13 protein-coding genes are annotated in these 13,350 nt (G+C 61.1%); all 13 read left to right on the forward strand.

Annotated elements, in window-relative coordinates:
• Positions 1-32: 32 nt before the first annotated feature.
• Positions 33-572 carry a TRAP transporter small permease gene (locus tag ACOJCM_RS05250; protein WP_445211006.1) on the forward strand — a complete coding sequence of 180 codons (540 nt, stop codon included), beginning with the start codon at positions 33-35 and terminating at the stop codon, positions 570-572.
• 1 nt (position 573) lies between these two features.
• Positions 574-1,854, forward strand: coding sequence for a TRAP transporter large permease (locus tag ACOJCM_RS05255; protein WP_445211007.1), 1,281 nt, complete (start codon positions 574-576; stop codon positions 1,852-1,854).
• A 43-nt stretch (positions 1,855-1,897) separates the two neighbouring features.
• Positions 1,898-3,034: a mandelate racemase/muconate lactonizing enzyme family protein gene (locus ACOJCM_RS05260; RefSeq protein ID WP_445211008.1), complete on the forward strand. Its 1,137-nt coding sequence runs from the start codon at positions 1,898-1,900 to the stop codon at positions 3,032-3,034.
• Between the two features lie 4 nt (positions 3,035-3,038).
• Positions 3,039-3,902 (forward strand): amidohydrolase family protein, encoded by an 864-nt coding sequence (locus ACOJCM_RS05265; protein WP_445211009.1) that lies wholly within the window; start codon positions 3,039-3,041, stop codon positions 3,900-3,902.
• A 28-nt stretch (positions 3,903-3,930) separates the two neighbouring features.
• Positions 3,931-4,728 carry an NAD-dependent epimerase/dehydratase family protein gene (locus tag ACOJCM_RS05270; RefSeq protein ID WP_445211010.1) on the forward strand — a complete coding sequence of 266 codons (798 nt, stop codon included), beginning with the start codon at positions 3,931-3,933 and terminating at the stop codon, positions 4,726-4,728.
• Between the two features lie 403 nt (positions 4,729-5,131).
• Positions 5,132-6,049, forward strand: coding sequence for a 5-dehydro-4-deoxyglucarate dehydratase (kdgD, locus tag ACOJCM_RS05275; RefSeq protein WP_445211011.1), 918 nt, complete (start codon positions 5,132-5,134; stop codon positions 6,047-6,049).
• A 28-nt stretch (positions 6,050-6,077) separates the two neighbouring features.
• Positions 6,078-7,133 carry an ABC transporter substrate-binding protein gene (locus ACOJCM_RS05280; RefSeq protein WP_445211012.1) on the forward strand — a complete coding sequence of 352 codons (1,056 nt, stop codon included), beginning with the start codon at positions 6,078-6,080 and terminating at the stop codon, positions 7,131-7,133.
• A gap of 103 nt (positions 7,134-7,236) precedes the next feature.
• Positions 7,237-7,680 (forward strand): tripartite tricarboxylate transporter TctB family protein, encoded by a 444-nt coding sequence (locus ACOJCM_RS05285; protein WP_445211013.1) that lies wholly within the window; start codon positions 7,237-7,239, stop codon positions 7,678-7,680.
• 17 nt (positions 7,681-7,697) lie between these two features.
• Positions 7,698-9,218: a tripartite tricarboxylate transporter permease gene (locus ACOJCM_RS05290; protein WP_445211014.1), complete on the forward strand. Its 1,521-nt coding sequence runs from the start codon at positions 7,698-7,700 to the stop codon at positions 9,216-9,218.
• Positions 9,219-9,241: 23 nt separating this feature from the next.
• Positions 9,242-10,804: a galactarate dehydratase gene (garD, locus tag ACOJCM_RS05295; protein ID WP_445211015.1), complete on the forward strand. Its 1,563-nt coding sequence runs from the start codon at positions 9,242-9,244 to the stop codon at positions 10,802-10,804.
• 54 nt (positions 10,805-10,858) lie between these two features.
• Positions 10,859-12,184 (forward strand): enolase C-terminal domain-like protein, encoded by a 1,326-nt coding sequence (locus ACOJCM_RS05300; protein WP_445211027.1) that lies wholly within the window; start codon positions 10,859-10,861, stop codon positions 12,182-12,184.
• Between the two features lie 69 nt (positions 12,185-12,253).
• Complete coding sequence (locus ACOJCM_RS05305) at positions 12,254-12,991, forward strand: FadR/GntR family transcriptional regulator (RefSeq protein ID WP_445211016.1); 738 nt, start codon at positions 12,254-12,256, stop codon at positions 12,989-12,991.
• Between the two features lie 48 nt (positions 12,992-13,039).
• Positions 13,040-13,350: aldehyde dehydrogenase family protein (locus ACOJCM_RS05310; protein WP_445211017.1), on the forward strand; the 311-nt coding region annotated here is incomplete at its 3' end.

Here is a 13,350-nt window from a genome sequence, read left to right on the forward strand (position 1 = left end):
CAGGTGCGCCGAGGAGGAAGGAGGCTTACGCCATGAGTATCTACGCTGACCGAGAGGTGGCCGTGAACCCTCCCCCGTTGCGCAAGCGGGCAAGCCGGATGCTGGACGGGATCGCCAACCTCTGCCTGGCGACCGCGGGCGTCCTGCTGGTCTTCCTCATTGCCATCTTCGGCTGGCTGGTCTTCGGTCGTTATGTGTTGAACAACACGCCGACCTGGGTGGAGCAGGCATCGCTGTTGCTGGTGGTCTACATCACCTGCCTGGGGGCGGCGGCCGGCGTCAGGGGAAATTCGCACCTGAGCATCGACTTCGTACGCGAAGGCATGCCCGAGCCCTTCCGGACAATCTGCCGCTACATCGCCGATCTGTTCGTCATCGCCTTTGGTGCCTTCATGGCGTATCAGGGCTGGGAGTTGGTCATGACCAACCTCGAGCGGGCGATACCCATGATTCGGCTCTCCGAAAGCTGGCGCGCCGCGCCCCTGGTGATCTGTGGTGTGCTGATCGTGCTGTTCTCCGTGGCCAATATCGTATCGCGAATCACAGGCAGCGACGCTGACGAGGGCAACTGACATGGGCCTTGCCATACTGTTCGGTATTTTCTTTCTCGGCCTGCTTGCAGGTGCACCTGTCGCCTTTGCGGTGGGGCTGGCCGCGGTCGCGACGTTCCTCTACGAGGGGCTACCCCTGTTCGTTGCGTTCCAGCGCATCCTGTCGGGCATTTCGGTCTTCTCGCTGCTGGCCATCCCGTTCTTCATCTTTGCCGGCGAACTGATGCTGCACGGCGGCATTTCCGCTCGCCTGGTGCGCCTGGCTTCCGCCGCCGTGGGGAAGATGCGCGGCGGCCTGGGCATCGTCAACGTCAGCTCCTCGATGCTTTTCGGCGGTATCTCGGGTTCCGCCGTGGCCGATACGTCGGCGCTCGGTTCGATCCTTGTGCCCGTCATGAAGGAGAAAGGCTACGACGCCGACTATGCCGTCAACGTCACGGTGACCTCTTCGGTTGCCGGCGTGGTGATTCCCCCGAGCCATAACATGATCCTCTACGCCGTGGCGGCCGGTGGCGGCATTTCAGTGACCCAGCTGTTCATCGCCGGCATCGTGCCGGGCATCCTGATGTGCCTGACCCTGGCTGTGGCGGCCTACCTGGTGGCGGTGAAGCGCGGCTATCAAGGCGAAACCTTTCCCGGCTGGGATGTGCTGGTGCTCAGCCTGGCCGCGGCCCTCCCAGGCCTGCTGACGGCGGTCATCATCGTCGGTGGGGTGCTGTCGGGCGTTCTCACCGTGACCGAGTCCGGGGCCTTCGGTGCCATCTACGCCATCGTCGTCACGGCACTCGTCTACCGCGAACTGCGCTGGGCCTCGTTCAAGGCGGCGGTCCTGCAGTCGGTGAAAACGACTTCGCTGGTGATGATCCTGGTCGGCTGCGCCTCGGCGTTCTCTTACCTGTTGGCGCTCTACAACGTACCGCTGCTATTGACCGACATGCTGATGGCGCTCTCCGACAAGCCCATCGTCATTTTCCTGCTGCTCAACCTGTTGCTGCTGGTGCTCGGCATGATCATGGACATGGCAGCGCTGATCCTGATCTGCACGCCGATCTTCCTGCCGGTCGCCATGCAGTTCGGCATGGATCCGATCCAGTTCGGCATCATCATGATGATGAACCTGGGCCTCGGTCTGTGTACGCCTCCCGTGGGGGCCTGCTTGTTCGTCGGCTGCGTGATCGGCAAGATCAAGATCGAACAGGCCGTGCGCACCATCTGGCCGTTCTACCTGGCGCTGTTCGTCGCCCTGATGCTGGTGACCTATGTGCCGGCTGTCTCGCTGTCGCTGCCTGCGCTCTTCCGGTGAGCGAAGGCCCGGCCGATCGAATCGCTAACAGGAACGACACAAGATGAAGATTGAAGCGGTACATACCCATGTTCTCGATCATGTGCTGGATACCACCTTCGAGAGCGCTTCCATGCATTTCGCCCGGCGCCAGCACTGCCTGGTCGAGGTGGTCTGCGACGATGGCACCATCGGTTGGGGCGAGTGCCTGGGCCCGGCCCAGCCCAATGCTGCCGTGGTGAAGGCTTATGCTGCCGCCTTGGTCGGCCAGGACCCGCTGCAGACCGAGAAGGTCTGGCTCGATCTCTACAATCGCTTGCGCGACCAGGGCCAGCGCGGCCTGACCGTGACCGCCCTGAGCGGCATCGACATTGCGCTGTGGGACATCAAGGGCAAGCATTTCGGGGTGCCGGTATCGACTCTGCTGGGCGGACGATTCCGTGACAGCGTGCGGGCCTACGCCACCGGTTCGTTTCGTCGCGAGGGGGTGGACCGGGTCGAGGACATCGCCCGCGAGGTGGCGGGCTACCGCCGCGAAGGCTTTCATGCGGTGAAGATCAAGATCGGCTTCGACGTCGAGGAGGACCTACGCGTGATCGAGGCGGTACGCGAGTCGATCGGCCCCGACCTGCGCCTGATGATCGATGCCAACCATGGCTACGACATGCTGGAAGCCGTCGAAGTGGGTCGGCGCGCGGCGAGGTTCGGCATCGACTGGTTCGAGGAGCCGGTGCTGCCCGAGCATGTCGCGGCCTATCGGGCAGTGCGTGCCGATCAGCCGATCCCGGTGGCCGGGGGCGAGACCTGGCATGGCCGCTACGCCATGCACGAACCGCTGGCGACCCGCGCCGTGGACATCGTCCAGCCCGATATCTGCGGTGTCGGCGGCTTCACCGAGATTCGCCGGGTGGCGGACATGGCGGCGCTGCATGGCGTGCGCCTGGTGCCGCACGTGTGGGGTACGGCGGTATGTCTAGCCGCCAGCCTGCAGTTCATGGCTGCCCTTCTCCCCAATCCCCCACGACGCGATCCGATCGAACCCATTCTCGAATTCGACCGAACCGAGAATCCCTTCCGCCAAGCGGTCGTGGCAACGCCGATTGAACATGACCGGGGCGTGGTGGCGATACCGGACGGTCCCGGACTCGGCATCGAGATCGACCGCGAGGCAATCGCCCGCTTTGCGCTCAAGGAGGCATGAGGACGTGACTGCAATACCTGCCAATACCCGGCCGTTGGAAGGATCGGCACCCCGGCTCGAGGCACCGCCGGGTGCCACCGATTGCCATATGCACCTCTTTCTGCCCGGCTACGAGGCCCAACCCGGCGGGCCCGGCATCGCCGAGCTGGCCACGGTCGAGGATTACCGCCGCGTGCAGGCACGCCTCGGACTGGAGCGAGTCGTGGTGACCCAGTCAAACGCCTACCAGCTCGACAATGGTGCACTGCTCGAGGCGTTGACGCAGTTGGGTTCCTCGATCGCCCGCGGCGTGGCGGCCGTGTCGCCCGATGCCTCGTTGGATCGCCTGGAGGAGTGGCATGCCAAGGGCGTGCGCGGGGCACGGATCATGAACCTGCCCGGCGGCGCGGTGACCCACGCCAGCATGCTCGAGGTGGAACGCCTGGTCCGGCCGCTGGGCTGGCACCTGATGGTGCAATTCAACGGCCAGCACCTGGACGACTATCTCGACGGCCTGCGACGCATCGAGGGCGACTACATCATCGACCATATCGGCAAGTTCATGCCGCCGGTGCCGCCGGACGACCGTCGCGTCGACGACATCCTTCGGCTGCTCGATCGCGGCAACGCCTGGTTCAAGATCTGCGGTGGCTACGAGTCAAGCGAAACCGGAGGGCCCCACTACGAGGACGTGGGCGCGATCGCCCGTCGCGTCATCGCTCATGCCCCGGAGCGGGTGATCTGGGGCTCGAACTGGCCCCACGTCGGCGTGCCGCGCGCGCAGTATCCGGACGATGCCGAACAGCTCGACGTGCTGCTCGAATGGGCCGGGCCCGCGTCACGCCGCCGGATTCTGGTCGACAACCCCACCGCCCTGTACGGCTTCTGAAATCTGATCCGCTCGAAGGAGGAAATACATGATCGATCGTCTGTTGGTAACCGGTGCCGCTGGTGGCATGGGCCGCATCATCCGGCCTCATCTGGCGAAACTGGCTCGCACGGTGCGGCTCTCGGATATTGCCGACCTCGGGGAGGCGGCCAGCCATGAGGAACTCATGCCCTGTGACCTTGCCGATGCCACGGCGGTCAACGAGCTGGTCCAGGGTTGCGATGCCATCGTGCACCTGGGCGGCGTGTCGGTGGAGAAGCCCTGGCAGAGCCTGCTGCAGGCCAATATCGTGGGCACCTACAACCTCTACGAGGCGGTTCGCCGGCACGGCAAGCCACGTGTCGTCTTCGCCAGTTCCAATCACACGACCGGCTACTACGAGCGTGCGCAGAGAATCGATACCGAGGTGCCGCATCGGCCCGACTCGCTTTACGGCGTGACCAAGTGCTTCGGTGAGGACCTGGCATGCCTGTATCATGACAAGTTCGGTGTCGAGACACTCAGCGTCCGCATCGGCTGGTGTCACCCCAAGCCGACCGATACGCGCAAACTGGCCATATGGCTGAGCGCTGAGGACTTCGTCAGCCTGGTGCAACGCGCCATCGTCACGCCGCGCCTGGCCTATACCGTGGTCTACGGCTTCTCGAACAACGCCGAACACTGGTGGGACAACAGCAAGGCCGCCTTTCTCGGCTGGGTGCCGAAAGACAGCTCGGAGCCCTGGCGCGAGGAGATGGAGGCTCTCGATGCGAATCTCGACCCCAAAGACCCGGCGGTCATCTACCAGGGCGGGCCGTTCACAACCTCCGGCCATCCGGACGATTAGTAATGAAGGTTTGGCCTGCGGGCCGATTCAAGGGAAGTGGCTACGATGAGGCGGGCTGCCATGGCGATGGCTTCATTACCCTCTCCCTCGGCCCGCGTAACCTGCGCACCGAGACCGCCCCGTGGCGCTCTGTCGCTACTGCAATATCGGTACGGCGGCCTGGGCTGATTTCACTCTCGCTCTGGCTGTCTTTCACGAAACGAGCGAAGAGCGAGTTTCGTTATCTCCTCATTAATTGAACTTTGGTCGACAAAGCACTCTTTGGTCTTGCATGGGCAGCATCCGATCGCTAGGTTGTCATTTGTATGATGTATGACAATAAGCGTTGCCGGCAGCCGCTCACCTTGAGTCAGGCTGGTCAACTTGGATATCCCGGCGAGGCGTTGACCAAGAGGAACGATTCGTGAAGTTTTCCAGAGCTGCAGTGGTAGAAGCCGTAGGTGATGGGCTGTTGTCTTTCCCTATCACCGATTTCGATAGCGAAGGCCGTTTCGATGCGAAAAGCTATCGACGCCGCCTGGAGTGGTTCATCCGCCACGAAATCTCGGCTGTCTTTGTTGCAGGTGGGACGGGTGAGTTCTTCAACCTGACGCTTGCCGAGTTCCGCGAGATCGTACGCGTGGCCGTTGAAACCGTGGATGGCAAGCTGCCGGTGATAGCCAGCGCCGGGCTAAGTATCGAGAGCGGCAAGGCTTTTGCCCAGGCCGCCGAAGAAGAGGGTGCCGACGGCGTCCTGCTCATGCCCCCCTACCTGACCGAATGTCCTCAGGAGGGGCTCGTCGAGTATGCCCGGCAGATCTGCGACGCCACCGAACTCAATGTCATCTATTACAACCGTGGGAACGGCATCCTCCAGGCCGAGTCAGTTCAGAAGCTGGCTGATCTGTGTCCGAACCTGATTGGACTCAAGGACGGCAAGGGGGACATCCAGGCACTGAACAAGATCGTCAAATCCGTTGGTGATCGCCTGGTCTATGTCGGTGGCGTACCCACCGCCGAGATATTTGCTGAGGCTTACCTCTCTATAGGCGTCAACACTTATTCATCCGCTGTGTTCAACTTCGTGCCGGACATGGCGGTCAAGTTCTACAAGGAGCTACGTAAGGGCAATAGCGGAGTCGTAAAGAAAATTACCAACGACTTTTTTATTCCCTTCGTAGATCTCAGGGATCGGAAGCCAGGGTATGCCGTCAGCCTGATCAAGGCTGGAGCGGACATCATCGGCCGTCCGGCCGGAAGCGTCCGGGCGCCGCTGACCATGCCCTCTTCCGAGGAGCGCCAGCAGCTCGAGCAGCTGGTTGAGAAGGCCAAGCAATTATAAATCCACAACTACGCTGATGAGGTGAATCATGCCAGTATTCAGGAAGACTATCGTAAGCTTGGGGTCGGCCGTCTTGATGACGTCGCTGGCCTACGGGGTCGGTGTGGCACAGGCCCAGGACGGTCCGCTGAGAGGCAACATTCGAGTCGTCATCGGCTCCACCTCGACGGGCGGCGATACTTACCAGAACTCCAGTATCGTGGTGGACAAGCTGGCCGAGCAGCTCGACCTCAACATGAAGGTCGATGCCGTTGGCGCCAGCGCCGCCTTTCGCACGCTGGACCGGGATTCGCGCGGCAATACCATGATGATCTTCCACGACCAGTCCTACCTGGGCCACCTGTATGGCGTGGAGGGCTATGAGGACATCTTCGAGAAGTACACCATCGGGCCGACCGTGGCCATCAACCCGGGTAACGCTTACCTGGTGCCCAAGGATTCTCCCTACAAGACCCTCGAGGACATCATCGCGGCGGTGGGCGACGGTGAGACCGTACGCGTGGCGATTCAGCCGGGCGGCGTCTCCGAGATCGGCTTCAGCGCGCTGAAAAACGCCATCTCCATCGAGCATCCGGGTCAGGAAGACAACCTGGTGGCTGTCAATACCGGTTCCCAGTCGGACAAGAACCAGCAGCTTTTCGACGATCAGGTCGACATGATCCACGGTTCCGTGCAGGCTAACGAGCAGTATACCCGTCTGCCGGAGGATGATCAGAAGGCCATGCGCTTCGTCTGGCTTACCGCTCGTGAAGGGACTATCGAGCAGGCACCGGAGGAGGGGCTGGGCCAGACCACCCGCGACCAGTTGCTGGAATACGTCGAGCCCAATGTCCACGTCACCATGGGTGACGACGAGACCTTTACCTTCGATAAGGAATTCTTCTTTCTCTACAACAAGGATATGGATCCCGCCATCGTTGAGCAGATCGACGAGGCGCTGACCGAGATCTATGACGAGGGCGAGATCCAAGAGATCCAGAAGAACTCCTTCTTCATCCCCAACTTCAAGCCGTCCGACGAAGCCTCGCAGTATCTCGAAGAGAAGATGGCTCGCTACGCCGAGATCATCGATAACATCAAGTAAGCGATTCGAGGGCCGGTGGCAGCATGTCGCCGGCTCTCGCCTGACAATATCGCTATACGTACAACGATGGGCAGCGCCCGCTCTGCCTGTCGCCGGAGCCACTATGGAATCAGGTCTGTCAAATCTGCTCAGCGTTTCGATAGATTTCGGGACCTCTCATCTGTTCTTTCCGACCATTATTCACTGGATCCTGGCAGGCCTGTTCGCTGCCATACTGGTGACGAAGGTAGTCCCCTTCCTGGCTGCCGTTCGCCGGGGAGAGCGCACCTTACCCATCGTCGGCGAGTCCATGGATGGTGTGCGCTTCTTTGGCACTCTTGCCTTGATCGCGGCGTACTTCTACCTGATGGCGGTGGTAGGTGACCTGTTCCCGTACACGGGGTATGGCTTTCTGTTCGTCTCGATACCCTTCGTTTTGCTCATGTCGCTTCTCTACATGCATGAGAAAACGAAGAAAGCCCTGATCATTGCGGCGATCAATGCCGTCGTTGCACCCAGTCTGGTCTGGTTCATCCTGGCCAAGCTGTTCGCGATCACTCTGCCGTGACCGGAGCGAATGCCATCATGGAATTTCTTTCAGTTCTCGACTTTTCGTTCTTTCTGTTGGCATCCCTGGGTGCCCTGGTCGGTATCATATTCGGTGCGATCCCTGGCATGACTGCGACCATGGCGGTGGCAGTTTGTCTGCCGCTGACCTATGCCCTGGGCTTGAACCATGGCCTGGCGCTGTTGCTGGGTCTCTACGTCGGCGGGATCTCCGGCGGCATGGTGCCGGCAGTGCTGCTTAATATTCCGGGAACGCCTTCCTCGATTACCACCACCTTCGACGGCTATCCCATGGCGCGTAGGGGGGAAGGGGAGAAAGCCCTGAGAGTTTGTGTCATCGCCTCTCTGGTTGGCGGGTTGATAAGTGCCGCCGTGCTGTTCCTGTTTGCGCCCTTGCTGGCGGACTTCTCGATCAAGTTCTCCTATGTGGAGAAGTTTCTGATCATCCTGCTGGCCCTGAGCGTCATTGCCTCACTGTCGGGCAGCATGCTGATCGGCATCTTCAGCGGTGTCATCGGCATCTGGTTGAGCCTGATCGGCGATTACAGCATTTCCGATGGGGGCAACGGCAAGACTCGCCTGATGTTCGACTTCATGGAGCCCTACCTCTTCGAAGGTTTTTCGCTGCTGCCGGTGCTGATCGGCATCTTCGGTATCTCGACCATCCTGCTCGAGGCGGAGAAGGGCGTGAAGAGCGACCTGACGGAAGAGCGCGTCAAGATCAGTGGGGATGCGGGAGCAGGGGCGAGTTCGGCCCTAGCGGCCTTCAAGGGGCGCCTGACCAACATGGTGCGCTCGTCTTTCATTGGTACTTTCGTCGGTATGCTCCCGGGGGTCGGTGGCAGCGCCGCTTCGGTGCTGGCCTATACCCAGGAGAAGAACCTGGCGAAGGATTCTGCGCAGATGGGTAAGGGCGCCCCCCAAGGGCTCATCGCCTCCGAGTCGGCCAACAATGCGTTGACCGGCGGCGCACTGATTCCACTGCTCTCCCTGGGCATCCCCGGCGACTCCACCACCGCCGTGCTGATTGGGGCCTTTACTCTGCAGGGAATCCAGGTTGGTCCGCTGTTCATTCCGGAAAACGCCGATACCTGGTACGTCATGATGACGGCACTGGTGTTTGCCAACTTCGTGATGTTCTTCTTGATGTTCTTCGCCATCAAGTACATCGCCAAGGTAGTGATGGTGCCCAAGCACATTCTCTTTCCGATCATTGTGATGATGTGCGTGGTGGGGGCCTACGCCATCAATTATGGAATCATGTTCGATGTCTGGACGCTGCTGATCTTCGGCCTGTTGGGCTACTTGATTCAGAAGATAGGCCTGGAAGTGGCGCCCCTGATCATCGGCTTCATTCTCGGTAGCCAGGCGGAAGTCTATTTCGTCAAGAGCCTCGAGTCGGCCGGCACTTTGTCGATCTTCTTTACCAAGAGCCCGATCGCCGTCGTGCTGTGGGCGCTGATTCTGATGTCGGTGGCGTTTTCGATCGCGATGAGTCTGAAGAGCCGTGCCAGGCAGCGTCAGGAACAGCTCGGCTGAGCCGGTGCTGCAGGAGAAATATGATGCATGCATATGATGGCAAGATTATCCGGGTCCAGCCCGATGACAATGTCGCCATCGTGGTCGAGGCCGATGGTCTTTCAGAGGGCCAGGCGCTGGGCGAAGTCCTGGTCGCAGCCGGCCCGGTCCCCCAAGGCCACAAGATAGCGCTGAACGACATCGATGTTGATGAGCCCATCGTGCGCTACGGCGAGGTCATCGGCCATGCCGTGGTCGCGATTGCTCAGGGCGAGCACGTCAACGAGACCAAGGTGCGACTGCCCGAGGCGCCAATGTTGGACGACCTGCCCCTCGCCACGCGCTCCGAGCCGGACGCCGAACCGCTCGAGGGCTATACTTTCGAGGGATTTCGCAATCCCGATGGCAGTGTGGGCACAAAAAATGTGCTGGGTATCACCACCAGCGTGCAGTGCGTGGCCGGCACGGTGGATTACGTAGTAGGGCGTATCAAGCGTGAGCTGCTGCCGTGCTATCCCAACGTTGACGACGTAGTGGGTCTCAACCACACCTACGGTTGCGGGGTGGCCATCAATGCACCGGCCGCCATCGTGCCGATCCGCACCCTTAAGAATATCGCCTTGAATCCTAACTTCGGCAACGAAGTGATGGTTATCGGTCTGGGGTGCGAGAAACTGCAGCCCTCTACTCTGATCGACGACCGGCCGGTCAAGGTCTACGAGAACACCGAGGCGGCCAATCCCGACGCCAATGTGCTGAGCCTGCAGGACGACTCCTTCCAAGGCTTTGGCGAGATGATCGAGGGCATCCTTGCCATGGCCGAGCGCCACCTCGAGCGCCTCAATTGTCGCCGCCGCGAAACCTGCCCCGCTTCCGAGTTGAGGGTGGGCATGCAATGCGGCGGTAGCGACGCCTTCTCGGGTGTCACGGCGAATCCTGCCGTGGGCTTCGCCACCGACCTGATCGTGCGCGCAGGTGGCAGCGTGATGTTCTCCGAGGTTACCGAGGTGCGCGATGCCATCCACCTGCTGACGCCTCGTGCTATCGACGAGGAAGTGGGCAGGGGGCTTATCGAGCAGATGGCGTGGTACGACGACTATCTCTCCCAGGGGCAGGCCGATCGCAGCGCCAACCCTTCCCCAGGCAACAAAAAAGGGGGGCTCTCCAACGTCGTCGAGAAGGCGCTGGGATCGGTCATCAAGTCAGGGACTTCCCCCATCGTCGATGTCATCGGTCCCGGAGAACGGTTGCGTCGCAAGGGGCTGACCTTTGCCGCGACACCGGCCAGCGACTTCATCTGCGGCACGCTACAGCTGGCGGCCGGGATGAACCTGCAGGTATTCACCACCGGCCGCGGTACGCCCTATGGCCTCTCGATGGTGCCGGTGCTCAAGGTCTCCACCAACTCCCAGCTGGGGCGACGCTGGCACGACATCATCGACCTCGACGCAGGGCGTATTGCCACTGGCGACGCCAGTATCGAGGAGGTGGGCTGGGAGCTCTTCCATCTCATCCTCGAGGTGGCAAGCGGGCGCCAGCAGGCCGCGGCCGACCGGCTCGGTATCCACAACGACCTGGTGCTGTTCAATCCGGCACCCGTCACTTGAGGCCAATCGGGATCCCTCCCGAACCCACCCGACAATTCAAGAGGCAAGAGAATGATGTTTCCGAAGATCAAGAGCATGCGCGTGGTTCCCGTGGCCGGCTATGACGGTTTTCTGCTCAACCTCAGCGGTGGTCATGCGCCTTGGTTCATCCGCTGCGTGCTGATTCTCGAGGATGACGCCGGTAACCAGGGTGTCGGCGAGATTCCTTCGAGCGACGGCATTCTGAAGGGGTTGGAGCAGTGCCGGTCTCTGGTCGAAGGCTCGCAGGTCAACGATATCAAGCAGACCTTGAACCAGGCCCGCCAGCTTCTGGCAAAGAACGGCAGGGAAGAGCGCGGTCGCCAGACCTTCGATCTTCGAGTGGCCGTTCATGTGATCACCGCGATTGAATCGGCACTGTTCGATCTCTTCGGCCAGGCGCTGCAGATGCCGGTGGCCGATCTGCTGGGACAATACGGTCGCCAGCGTGATGAGGTAGAAGCCTTGGGCTACCTCTTCCTGCTGGGTGACCCCGCCAAGACGGATCTTCCCTACCCCAAGGCCGAGGACCCCAAGGATGCCTGGGATGAGGTGCGTTATCAGGAAGCTCTGACGCCGGACGCCGTGGCCAACCTGGCCAAGGCAGCGTACGAGCGTTACGGCTTCAAGGACTTCAAGCTCAAGGGCGGCGTGCTGCGCGGCGAGGAAGAAGCCGACTGCATTCGTGCGCTACATGAAGCCTTCCCCGAGGCGCGTCTGACGCTAGATCCCAACGGCGCCTGGAAGCTCGACGAGGCGGTACGGGTGCTGGATCCGATCAAGCACCTGCTAAGTTACGCCGAGGATCCCTGCGGTCAGGAGGAGAGCTACTCCGGCCGCGAAACCATGGCCGAATTCAAGAAGCGCACCGGCCTGCCCACCGCAACCAACATGATCGCCACCGACTTCAAGCAGCTGCAGTATGCCGTTCAGCTCAACTCGGTGGATATCCCCCTGGCGGATTGCCACTTCTGGACCATGCAGGGCGCGGTCATGGTGGGCGAGTTGTGCAACGAGTGGGGCATGACCTGGGGCTCGCACAGCAACAACCACTTCGATATCTCGCTGGCGATGATGAGTCATGTCGCCGCGGCCTGCCCCGGCGAGATCACTGCCATCGATACCCACTGGATTTGGCAGGACGGCCAGCGTATCACCAAGGAGCCGTTCCAGATCCGTGACGGCAAGCTTACGGTGCCGAAAGTGCCCGGACTCGGTGTCGAGCTGGATCAGGAGAAGCTGATGGAAGCGCACCGGCTCTACCGCAGCCTCGATGTGACAAGCCGCAACGACGCCATGGCGATGCAGTTCCTCATTTCGGGTTGGGAGTTTGATCCCAAGCGCCCCGCGCTGGTGCGTTAATTCTTGAGCACTAATGCCTGAGAAAAAAGCGTATGTTAAAGGGATATCCACCAAGCCGAGGAAGTCGATATGCCGGCTGAACTAGGACAGCTCGATGTGCGCAAAGTGGTCCGCCACGGCAGCCTCTCCGTACATGTGGCGGATCAGCTAGAAGCATTGATTACTCAAGGCAAGATTGCGGTTGGCGATAGGCTACCGACGGAGAGCAGTCTCTGTGACTCCTTCGGCGTCAGCCGCACGGTCATCCGCGAGGCCATTACCCATCTCAAGTCGCTGGGGTTGGTCGAGACACGTCGCGGTGTCGGAACGACCGTATTGCGTGCCACGACAATCGAAGCGAGACCGGCCGAGCGAATCAATCCGACCACGGTAGAGGATATCCTTCACGTGTTGGAGCTACGCCTGACCCTCGAGCCGGCAGCAGCGGAGTTGGCTGCGCTGCGCCATGACGACGAGGATCGCCGGGCGCTGCTGACTCGTCATGAGGCTTTTGTCCAAGCACAAGCAGAAAAATCCCAAGCGCGCGAGGAGGATTATGAATTCCATCTCGCCATTGCTCGGGCAACTCGTAATCCCTTCTTCACTCAGTTCTACGAACAGTTGAGCCAGAGCGTGATTCCTCGCGCCAAGCTGCTCAGCATCGACATCAATCCGGTTTCTGCAGAGCGCTATATCGAGCGTGTCCAGCAGGAACATACCTACATTCTCGAAGCGATCTTGTCGCGGGATAGCGAAGCGGCGCGCGAGACGATGTATCAGCATCTCAAACGTGCTCGAAACATGTACGCCCAGTACCGCGACCAGTGAGCCAGGCTGTAAGAGGCCTGGCGGTAATGGATACCCAAGGAGGCAATTATGACTGTAAACGGCAAGATGCTGATCGGCCGTGAGGCCGCAAGCGGCAGTTCCAAGCCCATCAATGCCGTCAACCCCGCCACCGGCGAGCGCCTGGAGCCCACCTACGCCGGCGGCAGCGCGGCCGAGGTCGAGCGCGCCTGTGAGCTCGCCGAGGCGGCTTTCGCCACCTACCGCGAGACGACGCTCGAGCAGCGCGCCGCGTTTCTCGAAACCATCGCCGGCGAGATCGAAGCCATCGGCGACGCACTCATCGAGCGCGCCATCGCCGAGACCGGCCTGCCCCGGGCGCGCCTGGAGGGCGAGCGCGG

Source organism: Billgrantia hypersalina (assembly GCF_052584175.1).